Source organism: Streptomyces sp. NPDC006529 (assembly GCF_040611795.1).
Classification (GTDB): Bacteria; Actinomycetota; Actinomycetes; order Streptomycetales; family Streptomycetaceae; genus Streptomyces.
The window spans coordinates 79,798-96,340 of record NZ_JBEXPB010000026.1; the positions used below are offsets into that span (position 1 = coordinate 79,798).

Genomic DNA, 16,543 nt, shown 5'->3' on the forward strand with positions numbered 1-16,543 from the left:
CCGCTTTCCCCCGTCTGCGCCGCGTCAGGGCGTGGCGAAACCGAGCCGCGCCCGCATCCGGCGCAGGACGTGGTCGCTGAAGACCCCGGTGCAGCGCGCCAGCAGGGCGTCCACCTCCGGATCGCGCGCGGGCAGGGGCGGCGGGGCGTACGGCGACCACAGGGCCTGGAGACACTGCTCGGCCCGCCCGCGCAGGCCGGGATCCGGGTCCTCCAGCAGGGCGACGGAGGCCCGCAGGGCGGCCACACCGCCCCGGGCGTGCAGCAGCCGGTGCGCGGCCCGCCGCTGAGCCAGGGGAGCGCCTGGGCCCAGCAGCCCGGTGAGCCGCGCCTCGGGCAGCCGGTCGGCCGAGGGCCGCAGCGCGAGGGCCGCCTCCCGGACGACGGCCCCGGAGGGGTCGGCCAGCAGCGGCCACGCGGCGTCGGCGTCGGCGGCGTCGAGCAGCCGCAGCCCGGCCACCGCACCCGCCCGCACCCCGGGCCGGGGATGGGACAGCAGGGCGCGCAGCACGGGGGCGTCCGTGCGCCGCCCGCATTCGGCGAGCCCGAGCACGGCCCCGCCGGTCAGGGTAGCGGGGGCGGCGCACAGCTCCCGGTAACGGGCGTGCGGGTCGCCGCCGTCCTGGCCGACCAGCCAGCGGGCGCAGGCCCGTACGACGGCCACGCGGTCCGCGAGGTGATCGCCGGCCTCGGCCGCGCGGCCGAGGCGGCGCAGGGCGGTGACCCCGGCGGCCCGGACCTGCCCGGACCGGGCCCCGAGCAGCAGATCGACCACGAGGTCGGCACCGGCACCCGCCTCCGCGCTCCCGCCCGCACCGTCCCGGCCCGTCACCGCGTCCCCGGCACAAGGCGCCCCGGCGGCCCGGACCTGGCCGGACCGGGCACCGAGCAGCAGATCGACCACGGCGTCGGGCCCGGCGCCCGCGCCGTCCTCGGCCCGGCCGGTCGAGGCCCGGGCGTCCGTACCGGCGTACGGCGCCCGCTCCACCTCCGCCGCCAGGGCCGCCAGGGCCGCGTCGGTCCACAGCCGCCGCAGCACCGCGTCGCCCTCGCGGGCGGCCCGCCGGGCCAGTTCCACCGCACCGGGGCGCGCGGACTCCAGCAGCAGCCCCCCTGCGAACCGCCGCGCGGCCGGGTCGCCGCCGCGCAGCAGCTCCTCCAGCACCCCCGCGGGAGCCTCCCGCAGCGCGGCCTCGAACAGCTCCCGCGCCCACGCGCCCCGCTCGCGCGCCCCGAGCCGCAGCACCAGCGGGGTGAGCGCACCCAGGGTGCGGCCCGGGTGCTCGGCCAGGGCCCGTTCCAGGAGCGCGCGGGCGCGGGTCCGTACCGGCTGGATCCAGTCGGCGCAGCGGATGACGACCAGGGGCAGCAGCGAGCCGTCCTGCCCGTGGGCCGGCAGGGCCTCTTCGCGGATCCGGCCCTCCGCGTGGCACAGCGCGGTCTCCGGCCGGGCCCGCAGCAGCGCGGGCAGTGCGCCGTCCGGGTGGGGGAGACCCCGTACGGCCTGGTCGAGGGCGATCCACGCGGCCGGGTCGCCGGTGTCGAGCACCTCGGCCAGTGCCCCGCCCCGGGCCAGCCGCTCGGCCGCCTCGCGGCCCGCGCCCTCGTCCCACCGCCTGCGCCCCCGGTGGCGCGGCGCGTGCGTCATGGCTCTCGTGTCCCCCGTCATGGCCCTGACCCTAAGTCCCGGCCACGCCCCTGACCAGCGCATTCCTGCGCTCTTTGACGAAACATACGGAGTAGTGCATAGTTATGCCTGTCGTCAGATGCACCCTGTAAGGAGAAACCCGTGACCGAGCGCGTCGTACTCGCCTACTCGGGCGGCCTGGACACCTCCGTCGCCATCGGCTGGATCGCCGAGGAGACGGGCGCCGAGGTCATCGCCGTCGCCGTGGACGTCGGCCAGGGCGGCGAGGACCTGGACGTCATCCGCAAGCGCGCGCTCGACTGCGGTGCGGTCGAGGCCGAGGTCGCCGACGCCTCGGACGAGTTCGCCAACGAGTACTGCCTCCCGGCGATCAAGGCGAACGCCCTCTACATGGACCGCTACCCGCTGGTCTCGGCGCTCTCCCGGCCGGCCATCGTCAAGCACCTGGTCGCCGCGGCCAAGAAGCACGGCGCCACGACCGTCGCCCACGGCTGCACCGGCAAGGGCAACGACCAGGTCCGCTTCGAGGCGGGCATCGTCGCCCTCGCCCCGGACCTCAAGTGCATCGCCCCGGTCCGCGACTACGCGATGACCCGGGACAAGGCGATCGCCTTCTGCGAGGAGAAGCAGCTCCCGATCGCGACCACCAAGAAGTCCCCGTACTCCATCGACCAGAACGTCTTCGGGCGCGCCGTCGAGACGGGCTTCCTGGAGGACATCTGGAACGCCCCGATCGAGGACATCTACGAGTACACCTCGAACCCGGCCCTGCCGCGCGAGCCCGACGAGGTCGTCATCTCCTTCAAGGAGGGCGTCCCGGTCGCCATCGACGGCCGCCCCGTCAGCGTGCTCCAGGCCATCCAGCAGCTCAACGACCGCGCCGGCGCCCAGGGCATCGGCCGCATCGACATCGTCGAGGACCGCCTCGTCGGCATCAAGTCCCGCGAGGTCTACGAGGCGCCGGGCGCGATCGCGCTGATCACCGCCCACCAGGAGCTGGAGAACGTCACCGTCGAGCGCGAGCTGGCCCGCTACAAGCGGCAGGTCGAGCAGCGCTGGGGCGAGATGGTCTACGACGGCCTGTGGTTCTCCCCGCTCAAGCGGGCCCTGGACGGGTTCATCAACGAGGCCAACCAGCACGTCACCGGTGACATCCGGATGACCCTGCACGGCGGCCGCGCCGTGGTCACCGGCCGCAAGTCCGACGAGTCGCTGTACGACTTCAACCTCGCGACCTACGACTCGGGCGACACCTTCGACCAGTCCAAGGCACAGGGCTTCATCGAGATCTTCGGCCTGTCCTCGAAGATCGCCGCGCGCCGCGACCTCGCCTGAGGTCCGCTCGTTACGCGTACGCGGTACGCGCAGTGCTCTGACGGCCTCCCCGGACCTCCGCGACGGGGAGGCCGTCGTACACCCACCTCTTGAGGAGCAGTAGCTGTGAGCAGCAACAACGGTGACGTCCGGCTTTGGGGCGGCCGGTTCGCCGACGGTCCCGCCGAGGCCCTCGCGAAGCTGTCCGCGTCGGTCCACTTCGACTGGCGCCTCGCGCCGTACGACATCGCCGGTTCGCGCGCCCACGCCCGCGTCCTGCACAAGGCGGGCCTGCTCACGGCCGACGAACTCCAGCGCATGTCGGACGGGCTGGACCGGCTCGCGGCCGACGTCGAGTCCGGCGCCCTGGTGGGCACCATCGCCGACGAGGACGTGCACACCGCCCTGGAGCGCGGCCTGCTGGAGCTGCTCGGCCCCGACCTCGGCGGCAAGCTGCGGGCCGGCCGCTCGCGCAACGACCAGGTCGCCACGCTCTTCCGGATGTACCTGCGCGACCACGCCCGGATCATCGGCTCGCTGATCGCCGACCTCCAGGACGCGCTCGTCGGCCTCGCCGAGGCGCACGCCGACGTGGCGATGCCCGGCCGGACCCACCTCCAGCACGCGCAGCCGGTGCTCTTCGCGCACCACGTGCTGGCGCACGTGCAGTCCCTCTCCCGGGACGCGGAGCGGCTGCGGCAGTGGGACACCCGGACCGCGGTCTCCCCGTACGGCTCGGGCGCGCTCGCGGGCTCCTCGCTCGGCCTGGACCCCGAGCAGGTCGCGGCGGACCTCGGCTTCGAGCGCGGCTCGGTCGGCAACTCCATCGACGGCACGGCCTCGCGGGACTTCGTCGCGGAGTTCGCGTTCATCACGGCGATGATCGGGATCAACCTGTCCCGGATCGCCGAGGAGATCATCATCTGGAACACGAAGGAGTTCTCCTTCGTCACCCTGCACGACGCGTTCTCCACCGGCTCCTCGATCATGCCGCAGAAGAAGAACCCGGACATCGCGGAGCTGGCGCGCGGCAAGTCGGGCCGTCTCATCGGCAACCTGACCGGTCTGCTCGCCACCCTCAAGGCCCTGCCGCTGGCCTACAACCGGGACCTCCAGGAGGACAAGGAGCCGGTCTTCGACTCCTGCGACACCCTTGAGGTCCTGCTGCCCGCCTTCACCGGCATGATGGCGACCCTCACGGTCAACCGGGCGCGGATGGAGGAGCTGGCCCCGGCCGGGTTCTCCCTCGCCACCGACATCGCCGAGTGGCTGGTCCGCCAGGGCGTGCCCTTCCGGGTGGCGCACGAGGTCGCGGGCGAGTGCGTCAAGGAGTGCGAGGGCCTGGGCATCGAGCTGGACGAGCTGACGGACGAACAGTTCGCGAAGATCTCCGAGCACCTCACCCCGGAGGTCCGCACGGTCCTCAACGTGCCCGGCGCCCTGGCCTCCCGCAACGGCCGCGGCGGCACCGCCCCGAGCGCGGTCGCCGTCCAGCTGAACGAACTGAAGGCGGACCTGGTCATCCAGCACGCCTGGGCGAACCACAAGAACTAGAGCCGAAGCACAGGAATCAGCCGTCGCGCAGGGGGCGGCCGGGGCGAGCGCCCCGGCCGCCCCCTGCCGCGTACCCGGGCCTACTCCGCCCAGTCGGCCAGTCGCGCGAAGTCCTCCCGGAGCAGCCCGACCCGCTCGTCTATGCGCAGCAACAGGGCCCGGGCCGGGTGGCGTTGGTCGACGTACTCCCGGTCCATCGGCGTGATGTCGTCGTCGACCCACGCGAACGGCCTGCCCTGCGCGTACTCCAGGACGTACTGGGTCTTCCAGAAGGTCCCGCGGGGCGCCCTCCCGTGCATCTGCGGCCAGTCGATGAACGGCAGCCGCGGCAGCCCCAGGTGCGGGCCGATCCAGTCGTTGGCCTCGTCCTTCCAGGTCGTCGCCCAGACCAGCTCGTACGCGTCCGCCAGCGCCAGCAGCTCCGCGCCGTGCCCCGGGTTGAGCCACACCCGCAGCGGCTTCGCGCTCTCGGCGCCCGTCCAGCCGGTGGGGCGCATCCGGTGCGTGGTGTAGCCGGCGGGGCGTCGCTGCGGCCTGGCCGCGTAGGGATTCAACGGACCGTCCACATCGATCAGCAGCAGTGGCTTCGTCGTCATCACGGCAGGATCCCTTCCGTGCCCCCGGTGGGGCATCCGAATATCGAATGAGACATCAACGTCTCATTCGGGTTATGGTTGTCTCATGGCCATGGATCGTGACCAGGTGCTCCGCGCTGCGGCGGCCCTGCTCTCCCGCAAATCGACCGCGACGATGGACGAGGTCGCCCGCGCCGCCGGCATCGGGCGCGCGACCCTGCACCGGCACTTCGCCGGGCGCGACGCCCTCGTACGGGCCCTGGAGGAACTCGGAATCCGCGAGTTCGAGATCGCCTTCGACACGGCGCGCCTCGACCAGGGGAGCGCCGTCGAGGCCCTGCGGCGCCTCGTCGCCGAGGCCGAGCCGAACGCCCCGCTGCTGGCCTTCCTCGTCACCGAGAACCAGCTCTTCGAGGGCGACGAGGTCCACGAGGGCTGGGCCCGGCTCGACGCCCGCGTCTCGGCGCTCTTCAAGCGCGGCCAGCAGGAGGGCGACATCCGGATCGACCTGACCCCGGCCTGGCTCACCGAAGCCCTGTACGGGCTCATCGGCACCTGCGCCTGGGCCGTCATGGACGGCCGGGTCGCCGCCAAGGACTTTCAGTACATGATCACCGAGTTGCTGCTCGGTGGCGCACGACGGAGCGTGGAGAAATGACCAGAACCGAAGAGCTCAGCAGGCGGAAGGGGACGGAGGACGGCAAGAGCCCCGGGCGCTGGATCGCGCTCTCGGTCCTCGTGCTGGCCGTGCTGCTGGTCGCGGTCGACGCCACCGTCCTCGGCCTCGCCACGCCCTCCCTGAGCGAAGACCTCAAGCCGTCCGGCACCCAGCTGCTGTGGATCGGCGACGTCTACTCCTTCGTCATCGCCGGTCTGCTCGTCTCCATGGGCTCCCTCGGCGACCGCATCGGCCGCAAGAAGCTGCTGCTGCTCGGCGCCACCGCCTTCGGCCTCGTCTCGGTCCTGAACGCCTACGCGACCAGCCCCGAGATGATGATCGTGGCCCGCGCGCTGCTCGGCGTCGCCGGCGCGACCCTGATGCCGTCCACCCTCGCGCTGATCCGCAACATCTTCCACGACCCCAAGGAACGCAGCCTCGCCATCGGCATCTGGGGCGCCACCGCCTCGGCCGGCGCCGCCATCGGCCCCGTGATCGGCGGTGCGCTGCTCCAGCACTTCTACTGGGGTTCGGTCTTCCTCATCAACCTGCCCGTGATGATCGTGCTGGTCGTCGTCGGCGTCAAGCTGCTGCCCGAATCGAAGAGCCCCGCGAAGGGCCCCTGGGACCTGCTCAGCGTCGCCCTCTCGCTCGTCGGCATCATCGGCGTCGTCTACGCCGTCAAGCAGGCCGCCACCGACGGCCTCACCTGGGAGGTCTGGACGGCCGCGGTCCTCGGCGCCGCCATGCTCTACGCCTTCGTCCGCCGCCAGCACACGCTGGCCGCGCCCCTGCTCGACATGAAGCTCTTCAAGCACCGCGGCTTCTCCGGCGCGGTCCTCGCCGACCTGCTCACCGTCTTCGGCCTCTCCGGCCTGGTCTTCTTCCTCTCGCAGTTCCTCCAGCTCGTCCAGGGCCGCGAGCCGCTGGAAGCGGGCCTGGCCGAACTGCCCGCCGCCGTCGGCGCGGTGGTCACCGGTCTGCTCGCGGGCCGCTTCGCCCGCAAGTACTCCGTACGCGTCATCGTCACCGGCGGGCTCGCCGCGATCGGCCTGGCGCTGGGCGCCCTCACCGTCATCGGCAAGGAGACCGGCTACCCGCTGCTCGGCGCCGCCCTGCTCGTCGTCGGCCTCGGCGCGGGCTTCTCCTTCACCGTCACTGCCGACGTGATCCTCTCCAGCGTGCCTAAGGAGCAGGCCGGTTCGGCCTCGGCCGTCTCCGAGACGGCGTACGAACTCGGCGCCGCCCTCGGCATCGCCCTGCTCGGCTCCATCGTCACCGGGGTCTACCAGACCTTCACCGCCCCGGCTTCGGTGTCCGGACCGGTCGCCACCGCCGCGCACGAATCCCTCGGCGGGGCCGTCGAGGCGGCCAGGACGCTCGACCCGCACACCGCCCAGGTGATGGTCGACGCGGCCCAGGAGGCCTTCGTGGACGGCCTGCGGCTCGCCGCGGGCGTCGGCGCGGCCGTCCTGCTCGCGACGGCCGCCGCCGCCTGGTTCCTGCTCAAGGGCCAGGAGTTGCAGGACGGCCTCGAACACTGACGCTGCGGCAGCGTCCCGGGGCAGACCCAAGGGGCGCTGCCGTGCGCGGAGTTGACACGGTGATCATGCGCACGACACCATCCCCGCGATGGAGCCGACCGACCCGACCCCGACCGACCTGACCCCCGCCGAACGCCGCGTGTGGGACGCCTTCCCGCGCGGCGAACGCGTCGACGCCCGCCGGGACCCCGACGAGAGCGCCGCCGACGGCGCGGCCTGGGGACTCGAGCGGACCGTACGGGCCGAGGTGCTCACCGCCCTCCTGCTCGGCGGCGGCGCGCCCGGGGGCCAGGTCGCCGGGCTCAACCTCAAGGGCTTCCGCATCACCGGCAAGCTCGACCTCAAGTACGCCGTCGTCGAGCACCCGATCCGGCTCCGCGGCTGTTGGTTCGAGCGCAAACCCCTGCTCTACGGAGCCCGGTTGCGCGCGTTCGTCCTGAGCGACTCCGCCCTGCCGGGTCTGACCGCCGCCACCGTCAGCGTCGACGTGGTGCTGCGGCTGTCCTGCTGCCGGATCACCGGACCGGTCCGGCTCGCCGGCGCCCGGATCGCCGGGGGCCTCTTCCTGACCGGCGCCGTCATCGGCACCCCGCCGGGCCGGGCGGCCCCCGGGGAGAGCGGCGGAGCCGTCGAGGAAGCCGAGCCTGCGCTCCAGCTCAACCACGCCGACATCGGCACCGACGTCATCGCCCCGGGGCTGACCGTCCACGGCCAGACGCGCATCAACGGCGCAGTCGTCGGCGGCCGGATCACCCTCGAAGGAGCCCGCCTGCTCGACCCCGGCGGCGAGGCGCTGCACGCCGAGAGCCTCACCGTCGGCACCGACGTCCGCGCCCGCGGCCTGCACGCGCGGGGCCGGGTCAACTTCGCCGGCTCCCGGATACCGGGCCAACTGGGCCTCGCCCACTCCAGCCTGGCCAACCCGGGCGGCACCGCCCTGCGCGCCTCCAGCTGCGCGATCGGCGAGATCTGGCTGCGCGGCTGCGACACCGTCCGGGGCGCGGTGAACCTGCGCCGCTCCCAGTGCGACCTGCTCCACGTGGAACCCGGCGGATGGCCGGAAACGGTCTCCCTGGACGGGCTGAGCTACCGCTCGCTGCGCCCGCACCTGCCCGCCGAGCAGCGTCTGCCCGTCCTGGAGCGGGAGGACGCGGGCTACCTTCCGTACGCCTACGAGCAACTGGCCGCCGCCTACCGCACGGCGGGGGACGAGGCGGGCGCCCGCAGCGTGCTGCTCGCCAAACTCCGCAGGCACCGGCGCACCCTGCCCCGCCGCGCCCGGGTGTGGGGGCTGCTCCAGGACGTCACCGTGGGGTACGGCTTCCGGCCGCTGCGCGCGGCGGGCTGGCTCGTGGCGCTGCTGTGCACGGGCGCCCTCGCGTACGGGCTGCGGCCGCCGCCCCCGCTCAAACCCGGCGAGGCGCCCGAGTTCAACCCGGTCTTCTACACGCTCGACCTGATGCTGCCGATCATCGGCTTCGGGCAGGAGGAGGCCTTCGGTCCGCGCGGCGGGTACCAGTGGCTCTCGTACCTGCTGATCGTGACGGGCTGGGTGCTGGCGACGACCACCGCGGCGGGCGTCAGCCGGTCACTGAGCAGGCAGTAGCGCGGCGCGCGGGACGCTGGTCTACCGGACGGGGACGTACGGGCTCAGGCCGCCTTGGCCTTGGTCGCGTACATGTCGACGTACTCCTGGCCCGAGAGCCGCATGACCTCGGTCATCACCGAGTCGGTGACCGCGCGCAGGACGTACCGGTCGCGGTCCATGCCCTCGTACCGGGAGAACTCCATCGGCTCGCCGAAGCGGACGGTGACCCGGCCCGGGCGCGGCATGCCCTTGCCGCCGGGCTGGAGCTTGTCGGTACCGATCACCGCGAACGGGACCACGGGGGCGCCGGTCATCAGGGTGAGGCGGGCGATGCCGGTGCGGCCGCGGTAGAGGCGGCCGTCGGGGGAGCGGGTGCCCTCCGGGTAGATGCCGAAGATCTTGCCCTCTTCGAGGATCCTGCGACCGGTCATCAAGGCGGCCACCCCGCCGTTGGCGCCGTCGCGGTCCACCGGGACCATGCCGGAGCCGGTGAAGAACCAGGCCATGGCGCGGCCCTTGAGGCCCTTGCCCGTGACGTACTCGTCCTTGCCGATGAAGTGCACCTGGCGGTCGCACACCAGGGGCAGGATCATCGAATCGATGAAGGTCAGGTGGTTGCCCGCGAGGATGACCGGCCCGGTCCCCGGAATGTTCTCGGCACCCTCGACACGGGTGCGGAACATCATCCGCATGACCGGTCCGACAGTGGCTTTGATGAGCGCAATACGGGACAACGTGGGCCCTCCGGCATCGAATGCGTCTTCAGCACCGCGCGTGCTCAGTGCAGGTGAGGACGATACTCGCGGGTCCCCACTGATCGCACATCGGGTTCACGAGGCCGATACCCAAAGTTGACGCACGTTTCCGCCATGTTTTCCGCCCGTCCCGCCGGGCATCGCCCGCGCGCCACCGGCCGCTGCCTACCATCGGTCGCCGACCGGGGGCGAAGGCTCCGGGCGGTCCGAACGGGATGAGGGCGAAGATGGCGCAGGGCGGGGCAGGCAGGCGCGCGGTGCTGGGGGCGGCCGTACTGGCGGCGGGCGGCGGAGCGCTCGCGCTCGGCGCGGGACCGGCGGCGGCAGCGGGCGCGGACGGCGCGCAGGCGGCCGGCGCGCAGGCGTACGGCGACGGCGGGGGCTACCGCGAGCTGCCGTACCCCACGGTCATCGGCCACCGGGGGGCCAGCGGCTACCGGCCCGAACACACCCTCGGCTCCTACCAGCTGGCCCTCGACCTCGGCGCGGACGTCATCGAGCAGGACCTGGTCCCCACCCGGGACGGGCACCTGGTCTGCCGGCACGAGAACGAGATCGGCGGCACCACGGACGTCGGCGAGCGACCGGAGTTCGCCTCCCGGCGGGCCACCAAGTCCGTGGACGGCGTCTCCGTCACCGGCTGGTTCACCGAGGACTTCACCCTCGCCGAGCTGAAGACCCTGCGCGCGAAGGAACGCATCCCCGCCGTCCGCCAGCGCAACACGCTCTACGACGGCCGCTGGGAGGTCCCCACCTTCGAAGAGGTGCTGCGCTGGGCCGACCGCGAGGGCAAGCGCCGCGGCAAGCGGGTCTGGCTGCACGTGGAGACCAAGCACCCCAGCTACTTCCGCGCCCTCGGCCTCGGCCTGGAGGAGCCGCTCGCGAAGCTGCTGCGCCGCTACGGCCGCGACCGGCGGAACTCGGCCGTTTTCCTCCAGTCCTTCGAGCCCTCCAGCATCCAGCGGCTCGCCAAGCTGGTCTCGGCTCCCCGCGTCGTGCTCCTCGGCGCCGCGAACACCCGCCCCTGGGACTTCGAACTGGCCAAGGACCCGCGCACCGTCGCCGACCTGGTCACGCCCGAGGGCCTGAAGTGGATCGCGGGCTACGCGCAGGGCATCGGCCCGACCCTGGACCTGATCGTGCCGCGCGACGCGGCGGGCAAGCTCGGGACGCCGACCACCCTGGTGCGCGACGCCCACGCGCGCGGACTGGTCCTGCACCCCTACACCGCGCGCAACGAGAACGTCTTCCTGCCCGCCGACTTCCGCAAGGGCACCGACCCGAACGCCTACGGGGACGCCTTCGGCGCCTTCCGCGCCTACTTCGCCCTCGGGATCGACGGGATCTTCTCGGACAACGCCGACACCGCGCTGATCGCCGCCGAGGACTTCCGCCCGGGACGCCGCCCGCGCTGACCGGCCGTCAACCCGGTGGCCGAATGACTCGTACGAGTGTGCCGCGCCCGGTCGGGAAACCACCGGGCGCGGTCTTCGCGTCCCGCCCGGCATGGACCTGCTCAAGGAACTCGGACCCCTGCTCTCGGCGGAGGCCGCCGCCGAAGCACCGCTCGCCGGGATGGATCCGGCCGATCTAGAACAGGCCGTGTGGGTGCGGCTGCTGGAGCGCGACCCGCACGGGCCCGCGCCCGCCGAACCGGCCCGCTGGCTGCGCCGCGCCGTGCGGGCCGAAGCCCGGCTCGGCCGCCGCCGCTCGCAGCGCGAAGTCCCGTACGCGCGGCCCGCGGGATCCGCCGCGCAGGCGCCCGGACACGGACCCGAAGGGGAGCTGCTCCACCGGGAGCAGGACCGCGCCGTCCGGTCGGCGGTCGCCCGGCTGCCCGGACGCTGTCCGGAGCTCATGAATGCGTTTCTTTCGCCCAGAGACCTCACCTACCGTGAAATCGCAGGAGAGTTGGGTATCTCACAAGGAAGTTTGGGGCCCGTACGTTCCCGTTGCCTGGGATGTCTGCGCAGAATGCTGGCTGCAGAGGTTGAGGCTCCTGGCCTGCGGGGAAAGGAGCGGTAGACCAACGGGCTACCAGGTGAGCGGGAGGCATGCGCACATGGGCATGAGCGTGACCATTTCGGCGGCGACGGCCGAAGACGCGGAGCAGATCTTCAAGCTCCAGTACCTGTGCTTCCAGCGCGAGGCCGAGCTGTACGGCAACTACCTCATCCAGCCCCTCACGCAGTCCCTCGACTCCCTCAAGGGCGAACTGGCCAGCGACACCGTGCTGGTCGCCCGCCTCGGTGACGAGGTGGTCGGCGCGGTGCGCGGCAGCACCGACGGGGACGGCGCCGGCAAGATCGCCAAGCTCTGCGTCCACCCGCGCCTCCAGGGCCACGGGCTCGGCGCCCGGCTGCTGCGCGGTGTGGAGGAGGCGCTGGCCGACGGCTCCAAAACCTCCCGCTTCCGGCTCTTCACGGGCCGCAAGAGCGAGTCCAACCTGCGGATGTACCGCAAGGCGGGCTACGTCGCGGTCGGCGGCCGCACGGCCTCGGACGGCGTGGAGCTGGTCATGCTGGAGAAGGAGACCGCCGACTACGCGGTCAGCGCCTGACCGGCCGGACCCCCGCCCCTCCCGTCACTGCCCGCGCTTCGCGCGCAGCCAGAGCATCCCGGTGATCGGCAGGATCACCGGGATGAACAGGTAGCCCATCCCGAACTGCGACCACACCGTCGAGTCGGGGAAGGAATCGGGCCGCACCACGGTCCAGGTCCCCACGGTGAGCACGCCGGTCAGCTCGGCGGCGCAGCACAGCCGCGCCGCCTTGCGGGCCGTTTCCCCGCCGCGCACCAGCGAGTACGTGATGAAGGCGTACACCAGCGCGGCCACCGCGCTCAGCGCGTAGGGCAGCGGGGCCCGGTCGAACTCGGTGGAAATCTGGTAGGCCGAGCGCGAGACCGCGCCGACGGTGATCACCCCGTACAGCCAGACGAGCAGCACGCCCGGCCCGGAGACCAGCTTCGTGCGCCCGCCGGCCGTCCCGGCGTTCGCGTTCGTGTCAGGCACCGGTGCCACCCCAGATGTCGTAGAGCCGTACTTCGAGCACCGCGAGGACGACCGCACCGGCGGCCACCGTCACCGAACCCCACTTGCTGCGTTCGGTCAGCGAGAGCAGCCCGGCGGCCGGAACCGCCGCGAAGGCGCCGACGAGGTACGCCACGAAGAGCACGGTCCCGTCGTGCGGCTCCGCGCCCCCGCCGAGCTTGACCAGCCCGACCACCAGCTGCGCCAGGACCAGCAGCGTGACCACGGCCATCCCGGCGAAGTGCCAGTCCTTGGTCGGCTGGTCCCGCCAGGCGGCGAATCCGCACCAGGCGGCGAGGGCGAGTGCGGCCGCGCCGATGGCGACCGTCAGGGCGTCGAGCATGCTGCGAGGGTATTACGGGTCCGGCGACCCCCTGCGCGCGCCCCGTCCCGGCCCGGCCGCCCCGGACCCCCGGGCCGCGGCGGGGACCGTGGTCTTGACCACAGCGCGGGCCGTCCGGGCGCCGCACCGCGGCGCGCTCGCCACGGCGCCGTCGACGGCTTCGGCGCAGGTCATCAGGCGGGTACCAGGCGGGCATCGGGGTCGCTCCGGGTGGTCCGCGCCGCCGCGCCGCCGCCCGGAAGCATCCGGATGACGGACGATATCCGTCCGCTATCCGGACACCTTTGATCGGTGAAGGGATACGTCTGGTTTACTGGGGCCATGACCACGACGAGCAGCCGCACCCTTGCGACCGAGGCGACGATGACGCCCGGTGCTCGTTGTATGTGTCGAATGCGCGCCTTCTGAGGGCCCCCCTTCCTGAGCCTCGCGCCCCGAAGCGAGACCGGCCGAGTCCGTCCGGACCGTGCCCGCCGTAGCGCCTCCCCGCTGTAGGGCCACCCCGGACACTCCTGCCCCACGCCCGGCGCCGAACCGCCGATTCATCCCGGTTCGTCCCGCATCGCGTCCCCAGACGATTGCCCCGTGCCCGGCCTGCCATGCCGTGCACTCGACAGCGACGGAATTCCTGTGATCACCACATCGGGCCTCACGAAGGTCTACCAGTCCCGTGGCCGCGAGGTCACCGCCCTGGACGGGGTCGACCTCCACGTCCGCGAGGGCGAGGTCTACGGAGTCATCGGCCAGAGCGGCGCCGGAAAGTCCTCCCTCATCCGCTGCGTGAACCTGCTGGAGCGTCCCACCGCCGGCACCGTGAGCGTCGACGGCGTCGACCTCACCGCACTCGCCGGCCGGGGCCGCCGCGCCGGCAAGGAGCTCCGCGAGGCCCGCAGCCGCATCGGCATGGTCTTCCAGCACTTCAACCTGCTGTCCTCGCGCACCGTGCGGGGCAACGTCGAGCTGCCCCTGGAGATCCTCGGGATCTCCGGCCGCGAGCGCTCCCGCAAGGCCCTCGAACTCCTCGACCTCGTCGGCCTCGCCGACAAGGCCGGCTCCTACCCCGGTCAGCTCTCCGGTGGCCAGAAGCAGCGCGTCGGCATCGCCCGCGCCCTGGCCGGCGACCCCAAGGTGCTGCTCTCCGACGAGGCCACCAGCGCCCTGGACCCCGAGACCACGCGCTCGATCCTCCAGCTGCTGCGCGACCTCAACCGGCAGCTCGGCCTCACCGTGCTGCTCATCACGCACGAGATGGACGTGGTCAAGGCCGTCTGCGACTCCGCGGCCCTGATGAAGCGCGGCCGGATCGTCGAATCCGGCACGGTCTCCGAACTGCTGGCCACCCCCGGCTCCGAACTCGCCGACGAGCTCTTCCCGGTCAGCGGCGTCGCCACCGGCGCCGACAGCACGGTGGTCGACGTCACCTTCCACGGCGAGGAAGCCACCCGGCCGGTCATCTCCCAGCTGTCGCGCACCTACAACATCGACATATCGATCCTGGGGGCGGCGATGGACACCGTCGCCGGCCGCCAGGTCGGCCGGATGCGCATCGAACTCCCCGGCCGCTACGAGGACAACGTCGTCCCGGTCGGCTTCCTGCGCGAGCGGGGCCTCCAGGTCGACGTGGTCGACGCCGGGGAACCCGCGGTCCGGGAAGCGTCCGCCCCCGCCGGCACCGTCCCGGCCCAGCTCGTGAAGGACGGCGCCAAGTGACCTGGTCCGAGATGCAGCCCCTGCTCACCCAGGGCACGTACGACACCCTCTACATGGTCCTGTGGTCCACCCTGGTGACCGTACTCGGCGGGCTGCCCACCGGCATCCTGCTCGTCCTCACCGACACCGGCGGCCTGCTGCAGAACCGGGTGGTCAACAAGGTCCTCGGGGCGATCGTGAACGTCGGCCGCTCCATGCCCTTCATCATCCTGCTGATCTTCCTGATCCCGGTGACCACCGCCGTCGTCGGCACCTTCATCGGCCCCACCGCGATGATCGTCCCGCTCGCCATCGGCGCCATCCCCTTCTTCGCCCGGCTCGTCGAGACCTCCGTCCGCGGCGTGGACCACGGACTGGTCGAGGCCGTCGAGTCCATGGGCGGGGGAGTCCCCACCCTCGTCGGCAAGGTGCTCCTGCCGCAGGCACTGCCCTCGCTGGTCGCCGCCGTCACCACCACCGTGATCACCCTGGTCGGCTACTCCGCCATGGCCGGCGCGGTCGGCGGCGAAGGCCTCGGCTCCAAGGCCATCACGTACGGCTTCCAGCGCTTCGAGACCGGCTTCATGGTCGCCACCGTGGTCGTACTGATCGCACTCGTCACGGTGATCCAGCTGCTCGGCGACGGCGTGGTCCGCCTCCTCGCCCGCCGCGGCCGGACAGCCTGACCCGGGGCCCCGGCCCCCACGAACTCCCTTCCCCCACAGCCCGCACTCGTCGTGCTTGGGCGTTGTCCGCACCATCAGGAAAGAGGCACTCTTCGTGCGCAGCTCCATCAAGTCCACCGCCCTCGCCGCCACCACCGCGGCCCTCGCCCTCGGCCTCACCGCCTGCGGCACCTCCTCGGACCCGTCCGCCGCCTCCTCCGGCGGCACGACCGACGAGAGCAAGCCCCTCGTCATCGCGGCCTCCCCGAGCCCGCACGCCGACATCCTGAACTTCGTCAAGGACAAGCTGGCGGCGAAGGAGGGCCTGAAGATCGAGGTCAAGGAGTTCACCGACTACGTCCTGCCCAACACCGCCACCGAGCAGGGCCAGGTCGACGCGAACTTCTTCCAGCACAAGCCGTACCTGGACGACTTCAACAAGAAGAACAGCACCCACATCGTCCCGGTGGTCAACGTCCACCTGGAGCCCCTCGGCCTCTACTCCAAGAAGGCCAAGTCCCTCACGGACATCAAGGCCGGCCAGACCGTGGCCGTCCCGAACGACCCCACCAACGAGGGCCGCGCGCTCCAGCTGCTCGCCGCCAACAAGCTCATCACCCTCAAGGAGGGTGTCGGCACCGCCGCCAAGCTGGCCGACATCACCGACAAGAAGGGCCTGGAGTTCAAGGAGCTGGAGGCCGCCACGGTCCCGCGCGCCCTGAACGACGTCGACGCCGCCGTCATCAACGGCAACTACGCCATCGAGGCGAAGCTGGTGCCCGCCAAGGACGCGCTGGTCCTGGAGAAGGCCGAGGGCAACCCCTACGCCAACCTCCTCGCGGTCAAGGACGGCAAGCAGAACGACCCCCGGATCCAGAAGCTCGCCAAGCTCCTGAACACCGACGAGGTCAAGAAGTTCATCGAGGAGAAGTACCAGGGCTCGGTCATCCCGGCCTTCGGCGCCCCGGCCTCCTGATCCCGGCTCCCGACCGGGGCCTCCCGACAGGGGCCCCGGGCCGCCCCGGCCCCGCACGCCCTCCCCGGGCGGGCGGGGGGGCGGCGCGGCGGGGGGGGGGTCGCGGCCGGGCCTTACCAGGCGTTTCCGGTGGGGGGGTTGGGGGGATCCCGGCTCGGTGGGGGGAGTGGCCGGTGCCGGGGTGTTAACGGCGTTAATGGTGGG

Annotated in this window: 16 protein-coding genes; 11 read left to right on the forward strand and 5 right to left on the reverse strand. The window is 72.4% G+C overall.

What is annotated here, in order from left to right:
• Positions 1-24 precede the first annotated feature (24 nt).
• Entirely contained in the window at positions 25-1,668 is a 1,644-nt protein-coding gene (locus tag ABZY31_RS19415; protein ID WP_356411978.1) for a hypothetical protein, read from the reverse strand.
• Between the two features lie 120 nt (positions 1,669-1,788).
• On the opposite strand from ABZY31_RS19415, the gene ABZY31_RS19420 reads away from it, so the two are divergent.
• Complete coding sequence (locus tag ABZY31_RS19420) at positions 1,789-2,982, forward strand: argininosuccinate synthase (RefSeq protein ID WP_356411980.1); 1,194 nt, start codon at positions 1,789-1,791, stop codon at positions 2,980-2,982.
• A gap of 105 nt (positions 2,983-3,087) precedes the next feature.
• The gene (argH, locus tag ABZY31_RS19425) at positions 3,088-4,515 is read left to right on the forward strand and encodes an argininosuccinate lyase (protein ID WP_356411983.1); all 1,428 of its coding nucleotides are present in this window, start codon (positions 3,088-3,090) and stop codon (positions 4,513-4,515) included.
• An 80-nt stretch (positions 4,516-4,595) separates the two neighbouring features.
• Here the strand turns inward: argH and ABZY31_RS19430 are convergent, their stop codons facing one another.
• Entirely contained in the window at positions 4,596-5,111 is a 516-nt protein-coding gene (locus ABZY31_RS19430; RefSeq protein WP_356411986.1) for an HAD domain-containing protein, read from the reverse strand.
• Positions 5,112-5,196: 85 nt separating this feature from the next.
• Between ABZY31_RS19430 and ABZY31_RS19435 the strand changes: the two genes are divergently transcribed.
• The 3 genes from ABZY31_RS19435 (at position 5,197) to ABZY31_RS19445 (ending at position 8,898) form a co-directional block, all read left to right on the forward strand.
• On the forward strand, positions 5,197-5,748 hold the full coding sequence (locus ABZY31_RS19435) for a helix-turn-helix domain-containing protein (protein WP_356411989.1): 552 nt from the start codon (positions 5,197-5,199) through the stop codon (positions 5,746-5,748).
• Entirely contained in the window at positions 5,745-7,292 is a 1,548-nt protein-coding gene (locus tag ABZY31_RS19440) for a DHA2 family efflux MFS transporter permease subunit (RefSeq protein ID WP_356411991.1), read from the forward strand. The genes ABZY31_RS19435 and ABZY31_RS19440 overlap by 4 nt, the downstream gene beginning before the upstream one ends.
• 88 nt (positions 7,293-7,380) lie before the next feature.
• Entirely contained in the window at positions 7,381-8,898 is a 1,518-nt protein-coding gene (locus ABZY31_RS19445; protein ID WP_356411994.1) for a membrane-associated oxidoreductase, read from the forward strand.
• A 44-nt stretch (positions 8,899-8,942) separates the two neighbouring features.
• Here ABZY31_RS19445 and ABZY31_RS19450 read toward each other — a convergent pair whose 3' ends face one another.
• On the reverse strand, positions 8,943-9,572 hold the full coding sequence (locus ABZY31_RS19450; RefSeq protein ID WP_356411996.1) for a lysophospholipid acyltransferase family protein: 630 nt from the start codon (positions 9,570-9,572) through the stop codon (positions 8,943-8,945).
• A gap of 290 nt (positions 9,573-9,862) precedes the next feature.
• Here ABZY31_RS19450 and ABZY31_RS19455 point away from each other — a divergent pair, with 290 nt between their 5' ends.
• The 3 genes from ABZY31_RS19455 to ABZY31_RS19465 all read left to right on the forward strand — a co-directional run bounded on the left by ABZY31_RS19455 (position 9,863) and on the right by ABZY31_RS19465 (position 12,195).
• Positions 9,863-11,050, forward strand: coding sequence for a glycerophosphodiester phosphodiesterase (locus tag ABZY31_RS19455; protein ID WP_356411998.1), 1,188 nt, complete (start codon positions 9,863-9,865; stop codon positions 11,048-11,050).
• 91 nt (positions 11,051-11,141) lie between these two features.
• Positions 11,142-11,660 (forward strand): sigma-70 family RNA polymerase sigma factor, encoded by a 519-nt coding sequence (locus ABZY31_RS19460; RefSeq protein WP_356412001.1) that lies wholly within the window; start codon positions 11,142-11,144, stop codon positions 11,658-11,660.
• Positions 11,661-11,697: 37 nt separating this feature from the next.
• The gene (locus ABZY31_RS19465) at positions 11,698-12,195 is read left to right on the forward strand and encodes a GNAT family N-acetyltransferase (protein WP_356412004.1); all 498 of its coding nucleotides are present in this window, start codon (positions 11,698-11,700) and stop codon (positions 12,193-12,195) included.
• Positions 12,196-12,219: 24 nt separating this feature from the next.
• Here the strand turns inward: ABZY31_RS19465 and ABZY31_RS19470 are convergent, their stop codons facing one another.
• On the reverse strand, positions 12,220-12,648 hold the full coding sequence (locus tag ABZY31_RS19470) for a hypothetical protein (RefSeq protein WP_356412007.1): 429 nt from the start codon (positions 12,646-12,648) through the stop codon (positions 12,220-12,222).
• Positions 12,641-13,009: a hypothetical protein gene (locus ABZY31_RS19475; RefSeq protein WP_356412010.1), complete on the reverse strand. Its 369-nt coding sequence runs from the start codon at positions 13,007-13,009 to the stop codon at positions 12,641-12,643. The genes ABZY31_RS19470 and ABZY31_RS19475 overlap by 8 nt, the downstream gene beginning before the upstream one ends.
• Positions 13,010-13,639: 630 nt before the next feature.
• Between ABZY31_RS19475 and ABZY31_RS19480 the strand changes: the two genes are divergently transcribed.
• From ABZY31_RS19480 to ABZY31_RS19490, 3 genes are all read left to right on the forward strand, one after another.
• Positions 13,640-14,719 (forward strand): ATP-binding cassette domain-containing protein, encoded by a 1,080-nt coding sequence (locus tag ABZY31_RS19480; protein ID WP_356412013.1) that lies wholly within the window; start codon positions 13,640-13,642, stop codon positions 14,717-14,719.
• Entirely contained in the window at positions 14,716-15,384 is a 669-nt protein-coding gene (locus ABZY31_RS19485) for a methionine ABC transporter permease (RefSeq protein ID WP_356412016.1), read from the forward strand. The genes ABZY31_RS19480 and ABZY31_RS19485 overlap by 4 nt, the downstream gene beginning before the upstream one ends.
• A 94-nt stretch (positions 15,385-15,478) precedes the next feature.
• Complete coding sequence (locus ABZY31_RS19490) at positions 15,479-16,339, forward strand: MetQ/NlpA family ABC transporter substrate-binding protein (RefSeq protein ID WP_356412019.1); 861 nt, start codon at positions 15,479-15,481, stop codon at positions 16,337-16,339.
• The last annotated feature ends 204 nt before the right edge of the window (positions 16,340-16,543 follow it).

What these genes read in the sequence shown, in the direction of transcription:
- ABZY31_RS19465 (WP_356412004.1), top strand. Translation starts at nt 11,698, where the DNA reads ATGGGCATGAGCGTGACCATTTCGGCGGCGACGGCCGAAGACGCGGAG.
- ABZY31_RS19435 (WP_356411989.1), top strand. Translation starts at nt 5,197, where the DNA reads ATGGCCATGGATCGTGACCAGGTGCTCCGCGCTGCGGCGGCCCTGCTC.
- ABZY31_RS19450 (WP_356411996.1), bottom strand. Translation starts at nt 9,572, where the DNA reads ATGCGGATGATGTTCCGCACCCGTGTCGAGGGTGCCGAGAACATTCCG.
- ABZY31_RS19460 (WP_356412001.1), top strand. Translation starts at nt 11,142, where the DNA reads ATGGACCTGCTCAAGGAACTCGGACCCCTGCTCTCGGCGGAGGCCGCC.
- ABZY31_RS19415 (WP_356411978.1), bottom strand. Translation starts at nt 1,668, where the DNA reads ATGACGGGGGACACGAGAGCCATGACGCACGCGCCGCGCCACCGGGGG.
- ABZY31_RS19430 (WP_356411986.1), bottom strand. Translation starts at nt 5,111, where the DNA reads ATGACGACGAAGCCACTGCTGCTGATCGATGTGGACGGTCCGTTGAAT.
- ABZY31_RS19475 (WP_356412010.1), bottom strand. Translation starts at nt 13,009, where the DNA reads ATGCTCGACGCCCTGACGGTCGCCATCGGCGCGGCCGCACTCGCCCTC.
- ABZY31_RS19455 (WP_356411998.1), top strand. Translation starts at nt 9,863, where the DNA reads ATGGCGCAGGGCGGGGCAGGCAGGCGCGCGGTGCTGGGGGCGGCCGTA.
- ABZY31_RS19445 (WP_356411994.1), top strand. Translation starts at nt 7,381, where the DNA reads ATGGAGCCGACCGACCCGACCCCGACCGACCTGACCCCCGCCGAACGC.
- ABZY31_RS19440 (WP_356411991.1), top strand. Translation starts at nt 5,745, where the DNA reads ATGACCAGAACCGAAGAGCTCAGCAGGCGGAAGGGGACGGAGGACGGC.